The sequence below is a fragment of the Actinoplanes italicus genome, assembly GCF_003001815.1.
Taxonomy (GTDB): Bacteria; Actinomycetota; Actinomycetes; order Mycobacteriales; family Micromonosporaceae; genus Actinoplanes; species Actinoplanes italicus.
This window is the reverse complement of the sequence record NZ_PVMZ01000005.1, coordinates 220,656-235,947: the sequence shown is the minus strand read 5'-3', so window position 1 is coordinate 235,947 and position 15,292 is coordinate 220,656. Positions and strand designations below refer to the sequence as shown.

17 protein-coding genes are annotated in these 15,292 nt (G+C 72.1%); 10 read left to right on the top strand and 7 right to left on the bottom strand.

Going from position 1 to position 15,292, the window contains the following annotated elements:
• Nucleotides 1-60: 60 nt before the first annotated feature.
• The 3 genes from CLV67_RS14945 to CLV67_RS14935 are packed head-to-tail and all read left to right on the top strand — an operon-like array spanning nucleotide 61 to nucleotide 3,356.
• Nucleotides 61-780: a lysophospholipid acyltransferase family protein gene (locus CLV67_RS14945; protein ID WP_106318638.1), complete on the top strand. Its 720-nt coding sequence runs from the start codon at nucleotides 61-63 to the stop codon at nucleotides 778-780.
• Entirely contained in the window at nucleotides 777-1,940 is a 1,164-nt protein-coding gene (locus tag CLV67_RS14940) for a glycosyltransferase (RefSeq protein ID WP_106318636.1), read from the top strand. Before CLV67_RS14945 ends, CLV67_RS14940 begins: the two co-directional genes overlap by 4 nt.
• Nucleotides 1,941-1,958: 18 nt before the next feature.
• Nucleotides 1,959-3,356, top strand: coding sequence for an EAL domain-containing protein (locus CLV67_RS14935; RefSeq protein WP_106318634.1), 1,398 nt, complete (start codon nucleotides 1,959-1,961; stop codon nucleotides 3,354-3,356).
• A gap of 34 nt (nucleotides 3,357-3,390) precedes the next feature.
• Here the strand turns inward: CLV67_RS14935 and CLV67_RS14930 are convergent, their stop codons facing one another.
• Entirely contained in the window at nucleotides 3,391-3,972 is a 582-nt protein-coding gene (locus CLV67_RS14930; RefSeq protein WP_106318632.1) for a TetR/AcrR family transcriptional regulator, read from the bottom strand.
• A gap of 75 nt (nucleotides 3,973-4,047) precedes the next feature.
• On the opposite strand from CLV67_RS14930, the gene CLV67_RS14925 reads away from it, so the two are divergent.
• The 5 genes from CLV67_RS14925 (at nucleotide 4,048) to CLV67_RS14905 (ending at nucleotide 11,029) form a co-directional block, all read left to right on the top strand.
• The gene (locus tag CLV67_RS14925; RefSeq protein WP_106318630.1) at nucleotides 4,048-4,986 is read left to right on the top strand and encodes a ketopantoate reductase family protein; all 939 of its coding nucleotides are present in this window, start codon (nucleotides 4,048-4,050) and stop codon (nucleotides 4,984-4,986) included.
• Nucleotides 4,987-5,240: 254 nt separating this feature from the next.
• Entirely contained in the window at nucleotides 5,241-5,417 is a 177-nt protein-coding gene (locus CLV67_RS54740; protein WP_106318628.1) for a CGNR zinc finger domain-containing protein, read from the top strand.
• Nucleotides 5,418-5,508: 91 nt separating this feature from the next.
• Entirely contained in the window at nucleotides 5,509-5,907 is a 399-nt protein-coding gene (locus tag CLV67_RS14915) for a hypothetical protein (RefSeq protein ID WP_106318626.1), read from the top strand.
• Nucleotides 5,908-6,014: 107 nt separating this feature from the next.
• Complete coding sequence (locus CLV67_RS14910) at nucleotides 6,015-9,290, top strand: diguanylate cyclase (protein ID WP_106318624.1); 3,276 nt, start codon at nucleotides 6,015-6,017, stop codon at nucleotides 9,288-9,290.
• Nucleotides 9,291-9,496: 206 nt separating this feature from the next.
• Nucleotides 9,497-11,029 (top strand): S8 family serine peptidase, encoded by a 1,533-nt coding sequence (locus CLV67_RS14905; protein WP_106318622.1) that lies wholly within the window; start codon nucleotides 9,497-9,499, stop codon nucleotides 11,027-11,029.
• A 52-nt stretch (nucleotides 11,030-11,081) separates the two neighbouring features.
• On the opposite strand, the gene CLV67_RS14900 is transcribed toward CLV67_RS14905, so the two are convergent.
• Both CLV67_RS14900 and CLV67_RS51920 read right to left on the bottom strand, forming a co-directional pair.
• Complete coding sequence (locus CLV67_RS14900; protein ID WP_170153866.1) at nucleotides 11,082-12,224, bottom strand: aromatic ring-hydroxylating oxygenase subunit alpha; 1,143 nt, start codon at nucleotides 12,222-12,224, stop codon at nucleotides 11,082-11,084.
• A 41-nt stretch (nucleotides 12,225-12,265) separates the two neighbouring features.
• A complete protein-coding gene (locus CLV67_RS51920; protein ID WP_170153865.1) occupies nucleotides 12,266-12,424 on the bottom strand; it encodes a hypothetical protein in 159 nt (52 codons plus the stop codon).
• A 23-nt stretch (nucleotides 12,425-12,447) separates the two neighbouring features.
• Here CLV67_RS51920 and CLV67_RS14890 point away from each other — a divergent pair, with 23 nt between their 5' ends.
• The gene (locus CLV67_RS14890) at nucleotides 12,448-12,867 is read left to right on the top strand and encodes a hypothetical protein (RefSeq protein WP_239166207.1); all 420 of its coding nucleotides are present in this window, start codon (nucleotides 12,448-12,450) and stop codon (nucleotides 12,865-12,867) included.
• On the opposite strand, the gene CLV67_RS14885 is transcribed toward CLV67_RS14890, so the two are convergent.
• Nucleotides 12,821-13,090: an Imm21 family immunity protein gene (locus CLV67_RS14885; protein ID WP_170153864.1), complete on the bottom strand. Its 270-nt coding sequence runs from the start codon at nucleotides 13,088-13,090 to the stop codon at nucleotides 12,821-12,823. The two genes, CLV67_RS14890 and CLV67_RS14885, sit on opposite strands and share 47 nt — an antisense overlap.
• 15 nt (nucleotides 13,091-13,105) lie before the next feature.
• Here CLV67_RS14885 and CLV67_RS14880 point away from each other — a divergent pair, with 15 nt between their 5' ends.
• Nucleotides 13,106-13,753, top strand: coding sequence for a class I SAM-dependent methyltransferase (locus CLV67_RS14880; RefSeq protein ID WP_106318614.1), 648 nt, complete (start codon nucleotides 13,106-13,108; stop codon nucleotides 13,751-13,753).
• Between the two features lie 73 nt (nucleotides 13,754-13,826).
• Here CLV67_RS14880 and CLV67_RS14875 read toward each other — a convergent pair whose 3' ends face one another.
• The 3 genes from CLV67_RS14875 to CLV67_RS51915 all read right to left on the bottom strand — a co-directional run bounded on the left by CLV67_RS14875 (nucleotide 13,827) and on the right by CLV67_RS51915 (nucleotide 15,208).
• Nucleotides 13,827-14,324 (bottom strand): nucleoside deaminase, encoded by a 498-nt coding sequence (locus CLV67_RS14875; RefSeq protein ID WP_106318612.1) that lies wholly within the window; start codon nucleotides 14,322-14,324, stop codon nucleotides 13,827-13,829.
• Nucleotides 14,321-14,797 (bottom strand): GNAT family N-acetyltransferase, encoded by a 477-nt coding sequence (locus CLV67_RS14870; RefSeq protein WP_106318610.1) that lies wholly within the window; start codon nucleotides 14,795-14,797, stop codon nucleotides 14,321-14,323. The genes CLV67_RS14875 and CLV67_RS14870 overlap by 4 nt, the downstream gene beginning before the upstream one ends.
• Before the next feature lie 90 nt (nucleotides 14,798-14,887).
• Nucleotides 14,888-15,208, bottom strand: coding sequence for a hypothetical protein (locus CLV67_RS51915; RefSeq protein WP_170153863.1), 321 nt, complete (start codon nucleotides 15,206-15,208; stop codon nucleotides 14,888-14,890).
• Nucleotides 15,209-15,292: the final 84 nt, after the last annotated feature.

Sequence of the window (15,292 nt, the reverse complement as noted above, 5' to 3'; positions counted from 1 at the left end):
CTTACGACCGGACTCCCTCCCGGGGTGGCAGCGCGTCTCCCGTACCGCAAGGATGTCGTCATGTTGTGGCTGTTCTCGGTGCTGTTCTGGGCGTTCATCGTGCTCACCTGCCCGATCTTCTTCGTCGGCGCGGTGCTGGTGTGGCTGGTGACGTTGCCCTTCGACCGCCGCCGGGTCGCGCTGCATCTCTACTCGTCGGCGTGGGCGTCGTTCTACGTCTACATCTGCCCGCTGTGGCGGCTGCGGGTGCTGCACCGTGACCGGCTGCCCTGGCACGGTCCGGCGGTGTTCGTGGCCAACCACGCGTCGCTGATCGACATCCTGGTGCTGTTCGCGCTGTTCCGGCCGTTCAAGTTCGTGTCGAAGCAGGAGATCTTCAAGGTTCCGGTGATCGGCTGGAACATGAGGCTCAACCGGTACGTGCCGGTGGTCCGCGGCAGCGGCGCGTCGGTGCGCCGGATGATGGAGCTCTGCGATCAGCACCTCGAGGCCGGTTCGCCGCTGATGATCTTCCCCGAGGGCACCCGCACCACCGACGGGGAGCTGCGGTCGTTCAAGGACGGCGCGTTCCAGCTGGCGGTGCGGCACAACGTGCCGGTCTATCCGATCGTCGTGCACGGCACCCGCCGGGCCCTGCCACGGCAGGGCTTCATCCTGCGGGACCACATCAAGGCGCGGGTCGAGGTCCTTCCGCCGCTTCAGCCATCCGATTTCTCTGATGTGTACGCCCTGCGCGACGCCACTCGTGACGCGATCGCGAGCGGGCTCACCACGACGTGAGGATCGCCCACTTCTGCGACAGCCAGCCCGGCCGGCCCGACGGCGTCTCCCGATCCGCGGAGATGACCGTCCGGCTGCTCCGGGCGGCCGGGCACGAGGTGGAGCTCTACCGCCCGGGGCCGTTGCGTGGCCCCGGTGTCCGGTCGCTGCCCGTGCCGTTGCGGCAGGTCCGGGTCGGGTTGCCGTTCACGCCCCGGCGCGCCGAGGTCGTTCACGCCCACAGCACCGGCCCGGTCGGGATGACCGGCTTCCGGGCGGCCGCCGACTGGGGTGTGCCGCTGGTGGCGACCTGGCACACCGACTTGCTGGCGTACGCCGACGTGTTCACCGAGGTCCCGGTCGGTGCGGCCTGGTGCGCCCTGCGCCTGGAGCTGGGCTGGTCGCCCCGTGAGTTCCTGGAGCTGACCCGGCCCGGTGCCGTCCGCCGCCGGCGGCTGGTCGAGCTGGGCAGGGCCATGTTCGCCCGGATGGCGGTGGCGATCGCCCCGTCAGCCAAGACGGCGGCCGGGTTCGCCCCGTTCGAGCCGGCCGCCGAGGTCTGTGTGCTGCCGACCCCGGTCTCCGCCGTCACACCCTCCACCCGGCAGGGCCCTCCCGGTGGGGCCGTCGTGCTGTCGGTGGGGCGGGGGACCGCCGAGAAGAACCCGGAGCTGCTGTTGCGGGCGTTCGCGCGGCTCCGCGTGGCTCGCCCGGACGCCCGGCTCGTCCTGCTCGGGGTGCATCAGCGGCGCCGGTACCTGAACCGCCGGATCGCCGCGCTGGGCCTCGACGGGCACGTCGACGTCCACCCGCCGGTGCCGCATGCCGAGGTCGCCGCCCATTACCGGGCCGCCGACGTGCTGGCGTTCACCTCCACCACCGACACGCAGAGCCTGGTGCTGGCCGAGGCGGAGGCGTCCGGGCTGCCGGTGGTGGTCGCCGATCCGGGCCTGGCGGTCCGGCCGGGCGCCACCGAGGCGGGCCGGTTCATCTGCGAGCCGGAGCCGGAGGCCTTCGCCGGGGCGCTGCTGCGGATGCTCGACGACGACGATCTGCGGGCCTCGGTGATCCGCGATGGGCTGGCGGCCGCGTCGGCGTACACCCCGGAGGTCTTTCTGCGGCGGCTGGAACTGATCTACGAGAAGAGCCGCCGGAGCCTCGGTCCTCGTCGCGCGGGGTGACCAGGGCACCGTCATTGCGTGCGGACTGCTGACCGCACCTGGCACTACCTGATCGACGATGCCGGCGCGCCGGTGACCGCACGCCGCGACCCGGTCGGCCACCGGATCACCGCGCCGGTCCGCACCGCCGTTGCCGACCGGCTGAGCATCCTCGACGGAGTCGGCTGCAGAAATCTTGTACCGCTGCCCGGCCCGCCGATAGGGGAGCGTCCAGACCCCGCCGGCCCAGGAGCGACGATGACACGAGCCGTGTACGCACCGACGGCGGTGGCCGCCGGTGCCACCATCGAGCAGGTGCTGTCGGGCAGGCTGGTGCAGCCGCTGTTCCAGCCGATCGTCGATCTCGCCACCCGCCGGGTGATCGGCCTGGAGGCCCTGGCCCGTGGACCGGCCGGCACCAGCCTGGAGTACCCGGACCGCCTGTTCACGGCCGCGCGGGAGGCCGGCTGTCTGGGCGCGCTCGACCTGCTGTGCTCGGAACGCGCGCTGGAGCTGGCGATCGGGGCCCCGCAGCCGCCTCCGTTGCTGTTCACGAACGTCGAACCGGCGGTCCTCGACCAGCCGCTGTCCCCGCGCCTCATCGAGCTGATCACCGGTGGCCTGCCGTTCCGTCAGGTCGTCGAGTTCACCGAACGCGCGCTGCCCGCGGTGCCCGGAAGCATGCTGCGCGTCGCCGGGCAGACCCAGACCTGGGGCAACGGCCTGGCTCTCGACGACGTCGGTGCCGACCCGATGTCGCTGGCGTTCCTGCCGCTGATCGAACCCGAGGTCATCAAGCTCGACATGAGCCTGCTGCGCAACCCCGGAAGCGACCACACCGGGGCGGTCTGCGCGGTGGTGCGCGCGGAGGCCGAACGCACCGGCGCGCTCGTCATCGCCGAGGGCATCGAGACCGCCGACGACCTGGCCACCGCCCGGCTGCTCGGTGCCCGCTGGGGTCAGGGCTGGCTGTTCGGCCGTCCCGGAGGCATCGAAGCGGCCCATCGGTACGACACGGCGGCCGCCGGCCTGCTGCGCCCGGCCCGTCCCGGTTTCCACGAGACGACCGAGAACGCCTACGACTGCGCCGCGGCCGTGGCGGCCCCGACGCCGGCGACCGCGGACGACATCGCCGCCGCGATGACCCGCCTGCGGGACGTCGTGGCCGCCCATGACACCGCCGTCGTGGTGATGTCCAGCGACGACACCGGTCTGCCCGGAATCGCCCCGCCGCTGGCCGAACTGGCCGGCCGCGCCTGCTCCGTGATCGTCGTCGACCGTCCGGTTCCCGGCGAGTTCGTGGCCGTGGCGATCGTCCCGGGCGACGGCTTCGCCGTGGGGATCCGCCGCCCGGACGACACCCCGCGACTCGTCATTGTCGACCACCTGCCGGCTGTCGCCGTGATCGCGAGGGCCCTGCTCAACCGTCACCGCTGATCAACCGGCACCGCTGATCAACCGGCACCGCTGATCAACCGGCACCGCTGACCGGCCGCGTCCGCAGTCCGTCGAGCACCAGCGTCACGACGCCGTCCGCGTCGGCCCGTGAACCCGGCTGACCGCAGGCCGTGCAGATGCCCTGAAGCGCCATCAGGACGGCCCCGGCGCCCACGTCGTCGCGGACGCTGCCCTCCTCGACGCCCGCCGCGAGCAGTTCGGCGACGACCCGGCTCAGCTCGCGGCCGCCTTCGGCGAGGGGCCCGGCCTGCGCGGCCATGAGCGTGGCGAGCGTACGCGCCAGGCCCTCATGTGCCTCCAGATGGTCCACGAAGCCCCGCAGGAACGCCGCCAGCGCCGCGGTCGCGGACAGGGTGGCCAGCAGCTCGCGGCCGCGGGCGCACATGGCGGTGAGCTCCTCCCGGTAAACCGCCTCGGCCAGCGCCTCGCGGGTGGGGAAGTGCCGGTACAGCGTGCCGGTGCCGACGCCGGCCAGCCGGGCGAAGTCGTCGAAACGCAGGTCGAAGCAGCCGTTGGCGAACAGCTCACGGGCCTTGGCGAGCAGTGCGTCGCGGTTGCGCCGGGCGTCGGCGCGCAACGGTTTGCCGGTGGTCACCCAGCCTCCTTTGACAAACGGAAACCGTCTCCATATTTTGGAAGTGGAGACGATCTCCAATTATAGGGGTGCGGCATGAAGATCCTCATGTTCGGTCGCGGCGTGATCGCCGCGGTGTACGGATGGGCGCTGGAGAAGGCCGGTCACGAGATCGAGTTCTACGTACGCCCGGGCCGGGCCGAGCAGTACGGCGACGCGATCGACCTCGACCTGCTCGACGCGCGGCGCAGGCTGCGCGGGCGGCAGGTCACCGAGAAGTGGCCGGTGCGCTACCGCGAGACGCTGGAGCCGGACCACGACTTCGACCTGATCCTGGTTAGCGTCCAGCACTACCGCTTCGCCGAGGCGATGTCCTTCCTGGCGCCGCGCGTGGGACGGGCCACCGTGCTGATCTTCAACAACCTGTGGGTCGAGCCCGCGGCCGCGGTCGAGGCGCTCCCCGCCGACCAGGTGATCTGGGGCTTCCCCGGCGCGGGCGGCGGCTTCGACGGCGACGGGGTGCTCCGGGCGGCCCTGCTGCCGATGGTCTTCTTCGGCACCCTCGGCGGGCCGCCGACCGAGCGCGATCAGGCCGTACGCGCGGTGTTCCGGCAGGCCGGGTTGCGGCTGCGGGAGACCGACGACTTCCGGGGCTGGCTGTTCGTCCACTTCATCCAGAACGCGGGCATCCACACGCAGAGCCTGAAACTGGGCTCGCTGTCCGCGCTGGGCGGGAACCCGCGCTCCGTACGCGAGGCCATCCTCGCCATCCGGGAACTGCTGCCGCTGGTCGAAGCGCGCGGCGTCGACCTGCGGCGGCAGCGCGCCGAGCTGCGGCCGTTCACGGCGCCGACCTGGCTGACCGCGCCGGTGATGGCCTGGATGTTCGGCCACTTCCCGCCGACGCGCCGGGTGGGGGAGGCCCACGCCAACCCCGAGGAGCTGCGCGCGGTCTGCCGCGACACCCTGGCCGAGGCCCGCCGCCTGAAGGTGCCCGTGCCTCGTCTCGAGGCGTCCGAGCGCTATCACGGCTGATAGCCGCGCCCGTATCCGAGCCGCGATTCACCGCGCGCGACGTCCACTTCCGGTGGTGTGGTGACCTGTGCCCGTATGTGAGCCGCTGTTCACCACGCGCGACGTCCACTTCCGGTGGTGTGGTGACCTGTGCCCGTATGTGAGCCGCTGTTCACCACGCGCGGTGTTGCCTGCTGCTGCGTGGTGACCTGTGCCCGTATGTGCGCCACGGATCACCACGCGGCCGGGAGGGGGTGGGCCGGCGCGCGTGACCGGTGGCGAGCGCCCAGCAAGCGAGACGGCCCGGGCTCGGCGCCGGTCAGGCGGATCGGCGCACCGGGGTGTTCTTTGACACGACCCGCAACGCCTCCCGCCGCTTCTCTGGTCTGAACTGCCAGAACCGTGTCAAGGCCTCCGCCGGCCGCGGCCGTCGCGCAGCCCCTGGAGAGTGAATCCGGTCAATGGGAAACCCCGCAGGTGTTTGATGTCGCTCGATGAGGTCATTACCTGCGTCGACCCATTCATTGATCGAAGGAGCTCGATGTGATTCGCACCAGAATCCCCGCCACGATCGCCGCGACAGTGCTCGCCGCGGCCGGCCTGACCGGGCTGACCGCCGCGCCGGCGATGGCCCAGGCCGTGCCGTGCGTGCAGAAGGTGGCGGTCGTGAACAACGGCGGCTTCGTGATCAACTTCCAGCTCACCACCCGCGACGGCCAGCTCTCCGCGCCCACCGACGACTACCCGATCAACCAGTGGCGCCTGGTCGACCTGGCCTCCACCCCGTACGCCGAGGGCGTCGACGTGCGGCCCCTGGTCCACGCCGAGGCCGGCAACGACGTGCTCGGCAACGTCTTCGTCTCCTACTGCGCCAACGGTCAGACGGCCACCTACACCGCGAGCGGCACCACCCTGAACTACTCGGTCACCCTGCTGACCTGAGTCACGGCGTGACGCGGGGGCCCCGGGCGAGGGCCCTCGCTGCCGGAAAAGGGTGTTTAAGCCGGATTCTGCCGGAACCGGGCGATGTCGCTCCGTAAAGTTGAGCCGTGGACGCTGGCCTCGCCGATGCTCTGACCGGCGCACTCGGCCGCGCTGCCATGCAGCGGCGCATCGACGAGGAGATCGCCCGTGCCGGCCGCACCGGAGACCCGGCGGCGCTCTTCCTCTTCGACGTCGATTTCTTCAAGACCGTCAACGATGTGTACGGCCACCTGCGCGGCGACGACGTCCTGCGAGGACTGGCCGCCACCGTGACCGGCTCCCTGCGCGAGCAGGACGTGCTGTTCCGCTACGGCGGCGACGAGTTCGTGGTGCTGCTGCCGGGCACCGACCGTGCCGACGGACTGCGTCTGGCCGTACGCCTGATCGACGCCGTCAAGGCCGCCGAGTTCCCCGGTGACCCGCCGCTGCACCTGTCGGTCAGCCTGGGCGTGGCCGCCTTCCCGGAGGACGGCACCGACCAGGTCACCCTGCTGGCCTGCGCCGACCGCCGTAACTTCCTGGCCAAGCACCGCGGCCGCGGCTGCGCGGTCGCCGACGACACCGACGTCGCGCAGGAGACCGGGTCGGGCCGGCTCTGGGAACGCGACGCCGCCCTCACCACGGTGCACGAATTCCTCACCCGGCTGGAGTCCGGCGGCCGGGGCGCCCTGCGGGTGGTGGGCCAGCCGGGCGCCGGTCACACCCGGTTCCTCGACGAGATCCGCCGCCTGGCCGGCCTGCGCGGCTACGCGGTCGCCGACGTGACCGCCGGCGGGCTGCTGTCGCCTGCCGCGACCTCGCAGCGGACCCTCCTGCTCGCCGACACCCAGGCCGCCGCCCTGGTCGAGGGCGCGGTCGCCGCCGTGCTCGCCGCACCCGCCGACCGGCAACCGGCCGTCTTCGGTGTCGCCTACGCGGTCACCACCACCACGACCGTGCCGGCTCCCGCCCTCGACGAACTGGCCACCACCGAACTGCACGCCTGGTCACCCGCGGTCGTGCGGATCTGGCTGCGCTCGGTGCTGCGCGGTGAGCCGAGCCGCACCCTGGTCACCTGGGTGGCCCGGCAGAGCGGCGGCCTGCCCGCCGCTGCCGCCGCCGAACTGGAGCGGCTGCGCGACCGGGGCGGGCTGATCCCGAGCAGCACCGGCGGCTGGACGATCAACCCGGCCCTGCTGCGCAACGACCGCCGCCGGGCCCGCCTGCCCGCGCAGATGACCCAGCTGGTCGGCCGCGAGGACGAGCAGGAGCACGTCAGCCGTCTGTTGCGTACGTCCCGGCTGGTGACCCTGGTCGGGATGGGCGGCATCGGCAAGACCCGGCTCGCGCTGGCGGCCGCGGCCGTGGCGGCCGGCGACTTCGACGACGGCGCCGTCTTCGTGCCGCTGGACACCAGCACCGGCGAGGACCTGGTGATCGCCGCGATGGCCCGCGCACTGCGGGTCGACGAGTCACCCGGACAGGACCCGCTCGACACGCTGCTCGACCACCTGGCCGAGGCCGGCCTGCTGCTGGTGCTGGACAACTTCGAGCACGTCATCGAGGCGGCGCCGCTGGTCGAGCAGGTGCTCGCGGCCGCGCCCGGGGTGACCGTGCTGGTCACCAGCCGCGAGGCGCTCGGACTCTACGGCGAGCAGGTCTACCGGGTCCCGGCGCTCGGGGTGCCCGACCCGGCCGGACTCGCGCCCGGCGTGGCCGGGGTGACGCAGGCCCGGCTGCGGTCGCCGGCTCTCGCCCTGTTCGAGCAGCGGGCCACCACCGCCCGGCCGGACTTCCAGCTGACTCCGGAGAACCTGCCGGCGGTCGTCGAGCTGTGCCGCCTGCTCGACGGCCTGCCGCTGGCCATCGAGCTGGCCGCCTCCGGCGTCGACCGGGCCGAACCGTCCGCGCTGCTGGCCGGCCTCGGCGGACGCCTGGCCGCGCTCGGCGACGGCCCACGGCACCGGCCGCGGCGCCAGCAGACCCTGCGCGGCGCCATCGACTGGAGCCTCGACCTGCTCGCCGAGGGGGAGCAGAAGGTTCTGGTCACGCTGTCGGTGTTCACCGGCGGCTGCAGCGTCGAGGCGGCTGCCGCGGTCTGCCGTACCGATGCCGCGGTCTTGGCGATGTTGGCGGCGAAAAGCCTGCTCGCCGTCGAGGTCACCGGTGACGCCCGCCGCTACCGGATGCTCGAGACGGTTCGCGCCTACGCCGCCGAGGTGCGTGCCGCCGCCTACCCGGACGACGACGCGGAGGCCCGGCACGCCGCGTACTTCGCCTCGTTCGCGGAGCAGGCCGCCGCCGGGATGGAGTCGCCCGAACAGCTGGACTGGGTGGACCGGCTGGAACGCGACTACCCCAACCTGCGCTCGGCCATCGACCACGCGCTGCGCCGGGGTGATCCGGACAGTGCCGCCCGGATCTGTCTCGGCCTGTGGCGGTACTGGCGTCAGGGCAGCCACATCCGTGAGGGACGCGAGTGGCTGGACCGGGTGCTCGCCGCGGCCGGTGACGCGCGGTTGTACTACCCGGCCGCCGTGCTGGCCGCCACGCAGGACGACCATCTGACCGCTACCGATCTGGGCGAGCGCGGGCTGCAGCTGGCCCGGGCCGCCGGCGACCGGGTGGCCACCGCCCAGGCGCACAACGTGCTCGGCGCCGCGCGGCTGGCCGCCGGGCAGTACCCCGGCGCCGAGGAGCACTTCCGGCAGAGCCTGGCCATCTGGCACGAGCTCGGCGAGGACCGGGGGACCGCGATGGCGCTCGGCAACCTCGCCAAGCTGTCGTTGCGCGTCGGCCGCGTCGAGGAGGCCGGCGGGTTCATCAACGACTGCCTGGCGCTGGAACGCGCGGCCGGCAACAGCGGCGGGATCCTGCTCGGCCTGGAGGTGCTCGGCGACGTGCTGCGCGCCCAGCACCGGCTGCCGGAGGCCCGCGAGGTGCTCACCGAGAGCCTGTCGCTGAGCCGCGACCTCGGCGACGTGTTCGGCGAGGCGATGGCGCTGCACCAGCTGGGCACGGTGGCCGCCGCGTCCGGCGACCGGGACGGGGCGCTGCGGCTGCTGCAGGAGTCGATCCAGCGGCGGCAGGAGGTCGGCGACCACGAAGGGCTGGCCATCTCGCTGGAGAGCGTGGGGGACCTGATCGTGGAGCGGGAGCCGGAGCTGGCCGTACGCCTGCTCGCCGTCGCCGACGCCCTGCGGGAGAGGTTCCGGCTGCCGATGCCGCCGGAGAGCCGCCCGCAACGCGAGTCGATCCTGGCGGCGGCCCGGTCGGCGCTCGGCGAGCGGGTGTTCGCGGCGGCCGGCCGGGGCGCGTCCCCCGACCTGGTGATCGACCAGGTCCTCGATCTGGAGCGGTAGCCCACATCGTCGGCCGGACTCCGATCTGAAGACGAATCCGCGAGATCTGCCCGAGCGGCTCCGTCGATCGCCGACGTCCGGTCCTGATCAGGTGCCGGACCCGCTGCAACCGTCCGGAGACTACAGACTTTTCCGACTTGTGCCGTCACTCTCGGTTGCGAGCCGGGTGAAACTCGCCCGGAACGACCCACAAGGAGGCGCAGTACATGCGTGCTCGTAACCCCCTGCGCCGACGTGCGCGGATGGCCACCGCCGCGATCGCGGCCGGTGTCCTCCCGCTCGCGCTGGCGGCAGCCGCCCCGGCGCAAGCCGCCCCGAGCAGAGCCGGCCTGGGTGCCGACGACTGGTCCGGGATCTGGCTCAGCAACGGTGGCACCACCTCGACGACCAGCACGCTCGCCCAGGTGCGCACCACGATCGGCGCCGACACCGGAGCCGCCAAGAGCCTCACCGGCAAGGGCGTCGGCATCGCCCTCATCGACACCGGCGTGGCGCCCGTCCCCGGCATACCGGCCGCCCAGGTCGTCAACGGCCCCGACCTGTCCTTCGAGTCGCAGAGCAGCAGCCTGCGCTACCTCGACACCTACGGCCACGGCACGCACATGGCCGGCATCATCATCGGCAACGACACCGCGACCGGCACCAAGGGCATCGCACCCGGAGCCAAGCTCACCTCGATCAAGGTCGGCACCGCGAACGGCGCCGTCGACGTCACGCAGATGATCGCCGCGATCGACTGGGTGGTCGAGAACCGCAACCACGACCCGTCGAATCCGATCAGAATCATCAGCCTCTCGTACGGGACCGGCGGCAATCCGACGGTGTGGAACGACCCGCTGTCCCTGGCCGTGCAACAGGCCGCGAAAGCCGGCATCACCGTCGTCGCGGCCGCCGGCAACCAGGGCAACGGCTACGGCAAACTCACCCACCCGGCCGCCGACTACTACGCACTGTCCGTGGGCGCAACCGCCTCCAACGGCACCACCGACCCGTCCGACGACACCCTGACCAGCTTCACCAACCTGTCCACCAACGGCCGCCCGCTCGACGTACTCGCCCCCGGAACCTCCATCCCGTCCCTCCGCGTCCCCGGCTCCAACGTCGACAACAGCTTCCCGACCGCCCGCGTCGGCGACACCCTGTTCCGCGGCAGCGGCACCTCACAGGCCGCGGCCGTCACCGCGGCCGCCGCCGCACTCGTCCTGCAGGCCCGCCCGACCCTGACCTCCGGCCAGCTCAAGAACGTCCTCATGCAGGGCACCTGGCTGCCCAAACTCGTCTCCGAAGGGCAGGGCGCCAAGCAGCTCGACGTCAACCTGGCCCTCGCCGCCACTCCGGGGCAGACCTGGACCAGTGGCGACTCCGACGGCAGCGGCACGCTCGAAGCGACCCGCGGCTCCAGCCACGTGGTCGCCAACAACGTCACCCTGACCGGCCAGAACTCCATCTTCGGCCCGTTCGACACCGCCGGCTGGGCCGCGAAGACCAAGGCGCAGACCGCCTGGTCGGGCGGCGTGTGGATGGGTCACCGGATGGCCGCCGACGGCTGGAACGGCACCTCGTTCGCCTCCAAGACGTGGGGCTCGGCCACCTGGGCCGGCGGCGCGTGGGGCGGCACGAACAGCTGGACCGACCCGGCCTGGAGCGGCCGCACGTGGAACGGCCGCTTCTGGGCCGCCGGCACCTGGACCGGCCGGTTCTGGGCCAGCGACGACTGGTCCACCGGATACTGGGGCTGATCGACTGAGCCGACGACCTGACGGCGCCGGGGCTGTGACGACAGCCCCGGCGTCACCGGTTGAGCACGAAGTCCTCGTACGCCTGGAGCACCAGACCGTGGAAATGGTGCACGCCCTGCTCGGACAGGCCCGGCCCCGCGGAGTCGTACACGATGCGGCCCTGATCGAACGCGGGCGTCGCCATGCCGCGCTGCACGCTCTCCACGATCGCGATGTCCTGCTGCTGCAGCACGTCGTCGATGTAGCGCACCGCCTCGACCTCGGCCTCCTCGAGCTCGGGCGTCTCGAAGAAGAAGTCCCAGGTCTCCAGCGTGCGATCCGGCCCGTCCGGGACCACCTGGAACACCATGAAGTTGCCGCGCCCGGGATAGCGCAGCAGGCACGTGTTGGGCCACAGCCACCACACCGCGTGCTGGGTGACCGAAGCGCCGGACACGTCGTAGGCCGGGTTGTCCACCTTGCCGGCCTCGGCGAAGTGGCTGGACCAGATGCCGTGCGTCCGCACCTCGTAGGTGTCCATGTCGACGAGCGCCACGAACTCACGGTGCGCCACATGACAGTGGTAGCACTCGAGGAAGTTGTCGATGACGTTCTTCCAGTTCGACTTCACGTCGTAGGTGAGCCGCTTCGCGAACGTCAGCTCCGCGACGTCCGGCGCCCACCGGGCGATCTCCGCGGCGAGGTCCGGAGCCTGCTCGGCCAGCGGCCGCGCACCCGGGTCCAGGTTGACGTAGACGAACCCGCCGAACTCCTCCGCCTGAATCCGGTCCAGGCGGATCCCGGTGCGATCGAAATCGGGCATCCGATCGGTGTGCCGGGCACGGCGCAGAGAACCATCAAGATCATAAACCCAGGCGTGGTACGGGCAGACGATCGTTCCCGTGGTTCCCGAACCGGACAGCAGCTCGTGCGCCCGGTGCTTGCACACGTTGAAGAACGCCCGCAGCTCTCCGGCCCGGTCCCGGACCACGGCGATCGGCATGCCCGCCACGGTCGTCGCCACGTAGGCGCCGGGCGCCCGCAGCTTCTCCACATGACAGACCCACTGCCACGTCCGGCCGAAGATCGCCCGCTGATCCAGCTCCAGCCACTTCGGATCGAGGTACGCCGCCGCCCGCAACGACATCGAGCGGGCCGGATCCGGGTCGTACCCGGACCCGATGTCCTTGACGTCCTGGAGATCGACCTTCGTCATGCTCCGGGACGCTACTGGCAGCCCTCGCGTTCGATCAACGGTTACCGCAGCGTCCGCCGTCCCTTGACCACCCCGAGCACCACCACGGCGACCAGTGCCAGCACGCCGATGATCAGCAGCCACTTCACGGCCTTCAGGAACAGCCCGAGCAGAATCAGCACCACCGCGAAGACGGCCAGGGTGGTCAGCAGAGCACGCATCTCGATCTCCTTCGGCTCACTCGATGCCCACGGCATTCCCTGGCCATCGCCGTGCCAACCGTCGTTTCGCCGGAGCGTGCGGCGGGTACCCGGCCGGCATGGCGTCCTACGACGTGAACAAGGCCGCGGTCGCCCACGCCCGCAAGCTCATCGACGCCCGGCAGTACGTCCTCGACAGCGACTGGGGCGACGTGCAGCCGAACGCCGCAGCCGGCAACGCGTACCTGGAATCACACACCTGGGACGAGTACGCCCAGTGGCATCTCGGCCTCACCGAAGGCGCCAACGACGAGACCAAGGCCCGGCACGCGTTCGTCTACGGCGACTTCCGCCGGGTGCACCGCAGCGGCCTGATCGCCTGCCTGTACCGGGCGGCCGAGTGGCGGCACCGTGACGTCATGCGGGCCGCCTACGAGCTGCTGGAGTATCTGGACGAGCGGTGAGCCGCACCAGGATCAGGTATGCGTCCGGGTGCTCCGCGTGGGCGGCCTCGACCAGATACTCACCCGGCTCCAGCTCGATCCGCAGATGCTCCTCGGCCAGCGCGTCGGTGCCCGTGTACACCGAGTCGAACAGCAGCACCGGCTCGGTGACCGGCCACTCCAGCCGCTCCTTCCAGGTGACCGACGGCAGCAGCTCGTCGACCCAGGTAGCCCTCGACCTCACAGGCATGATGATCGGATGACACGTGACTGGCTGCGGTGGCACGCGGACTACGACACGGCCGGCTCCTCGCTGTCCCGGCGTCTGCGGGTCGTCCAGGACTACCTGGAGCGGGCCCTGACCGAGGCCCCGGCCGACCCGGACGGGCACCGCCGCCTGATCAGTCTGTGCGCCGGCGATGGCCGGGACATGCTGCCGGTCCTGGCCCGCCACGATCAGGGCCGGACCGTGCGCGCGGTGCTCGCCGAGCTCGACCCCGAGCTGACCGGCCGGGCCCGGACGGCGGCCGCCGAGCTGGACCTGCCCGGCGTCGACGTGCGCACCGGCGACGCGGGCCGGACGGAGACCTACCTCGACGCGGCACCCGCCCACGTGCTGCTGGCCTGCGGAGTCTTCGGAAACATCACCACCGAGGACGTACGCCGTACGATCGCGGCCTTGTCGTCTTTGATGGTCTCCGGCGGCATCGTGATCTGGACCCGCGGCCGAGGCGACGACAACGGGCCGGACCCGAGCGCCGGCGTCGCCGCGTGCTTCACCGAACACGGCTTCCACGAGCTGGCGTTCACGAGACCGCCGGACGCCCGTTTCCGGGCCGGCATGCACCGCCTGGCCCGCACCGGATCGGGTGACCCGCCGGACCGCCTGTTCACCTTCGTCCCGTGACAGGGCCGGTGAGACAGCGACACGACACAGCTGGAGAACCGCGACACAGCTGGAGAACCGCGGCCGGACGAGGTCAGAGTGCTGCGAGGGTGGCGGCCCAGGTGCGCATACCCGAGTCCGGCGCGCTGTCGCGGAAACGGCGGAACTGATCGCGGGCCTCCGCCCGGCGGACACCGCCGACGATCGCGGGCGGCCGGTACCACGGCAGGTCGGGGCTGACCGGCCAGGACGCCCCGACCGCGGCGCCACCGTCGGCGGGGGACTCGAGGGCGTAGTAGACCTCGTCCACCTTGAGTGCCATCGCCGCGCCCATGCACATCAGGCAGGGTTCCAGGTTGACGGCGAGCCGTACCGGATGCGGGCGCGGCCCCCAGCCGAGCGCCTCGTCCGCCTCGATCATCGCCAGCAGGTCGGCGTGGACCAGCCGGCGTCCCAGCGACACGTCGCGGGTGTGGGCCCGGGCGAGGATCCGGCCACCCATCTCGACGACCGCACCGATCGGGGCCTCGCCCCCGGCCATGCCCTCCTCGGCGACGCCGATCGCGGCCTTGATCAGGTCGTCGGGCGTCATGCGCCGACCACGCGCTTGACGTAGCGGTGGCAAGGGACGTTGATCGAGCCCTCGGCGGCGTAGGAGAACGGGCCGCCGTCGGACCAGCCGCTGCGCTCGTAGAAGCGCCGGGCGCGGGCGTTGCCGGCGACGACGGCCAGCCAGGCCGTCTCGTGCCCGGCGGCCGCGACCTGCCGCGCCGCCTCGGCCAGGAGCACGCCCGCCGTCCCGGTGCCCCGGCTGCCGGCGGCCACGAAGACCTGCTCGACCTCGTCGCCGGACACGGTCACGAAGCCGGTGATCTCGCCGTTCGCGGTGGCCACCGTGGTGCGCGGCACCATCCGGGCGGCGCGGGCGCGGAACGTCTCCGGCGTACGCAGCGTGGTCAGCTCGTCCGGCACGTGGCCGGCGTGCCCGTCGTGCCACGCCGACTCCCAGAGCGCCGCGACCGCGGTGGCGTCGGAGTCGCGGGCGGGCCGCAGTTCCACGGGCATGCGCCGACCGTACCGGAACCGCTGTCGACGGGCCCGTGGCGAGAACCGATCCGCGCCACGGCGGCTCGCCGCAGCGTCGGACCGGCCCGGTCAGGTTCTGGTCGCTCGCACAGCGGCGACCGCCTCCTCGCGGGTGTCGCCGAAGCGCAGCGGCACGAACTGGTTCTTCGCGTCGCGGCCGCAGCGCACGAGGCCGCCGGCCACGAGCCCGCCGCGCGGTGGGTCCCACGTGACCAGCGGGGAGAACCGGGCGTCCGCCCCGGTCGCGGCCGACGAGTCGGCGATCTTCTCGGCGGCGACCGGCTCGGGCGTCAGCAGGTCCGACATCCAGCCGAAGACCCGGCCGACCCGCACCTCGTCGCCGTCCAGGGTCGCGCACCACAGCGGGTACGCCTGCGGAATGGCCGTCACACCGGCCCTCCTCTCTCCACCGGATTCATTCTCGGGCACGCGGGGCGGTCACCCGGCCGGTATGCGACATCCGGCCGTTGGGTA

Bases quoted from the DNA above. Each gene is read 5' to 3' on its own strand.
- CLV67_RS14945 (WP_106318638.1), top strand. From the start codon at position 61: ATGTTGTGGCTGTTCTCGGTGCTGTTCTGGGCGTTCATCGTGCTCACC.
- CLV67_RS14925 (WP_106318630.1), top strand. From the start codon at position 4,048: ATGAAGATCCTCATGTTCGGTCGCGGCGTGATCGCCGCGGTGTACGGA.
- CLV67_RS14905 (WP_106318622.1), top strand. From the start codon at position 9,497: ATGCGTGCTCGTAACCCCCTGCGCCGACGTGCGCGGATGGCCACCGCC.
- CLV67_RS14900 (WP_170153866.1), bottom strand. From the start codon at position 12,224: ATGACGAAGGTCGATCTCCAGGACGTCAAGGACATCGGGTCCGGGTAC.
- CLV67_RS51920 (WP_170153865.1), bottom strand. From the start codon at position 12,424: ATGCGTGCTCTGCTGACCACCCTGGCCGTCTTCGCGGTGGTGCTGATT.
- CLV67_RS14890 (WP_239166207.1), top strand. From the start codon at position 12,448: ATGCCCACGGCATTCCCTGGCCATCGCCGTGCCAACCGTCGTTTCGCC.
- CLV67_RS14880 (WP_106318614.1), top strand. From the start codon at position 13,106: ATGACACGTGACTGGCTGCGGTGGCACGCGGACTACGACACGGCCGGC.
- CLV67_RS14875 (WP_106318612.1), bottom strand. From the start codon at position 14,324: ATGACGCCCGACGACCTGATCAAGGCCGCGATCGGCGTCGCCGAGGAG.
- CLV67_RS14870 (WP_106318610.1), bottom strand. From the start codon at position 14,797: ATGCCCGTGGAACTGCGGCCCGCCCGCGACTCCGACGCCACCGCGGTC.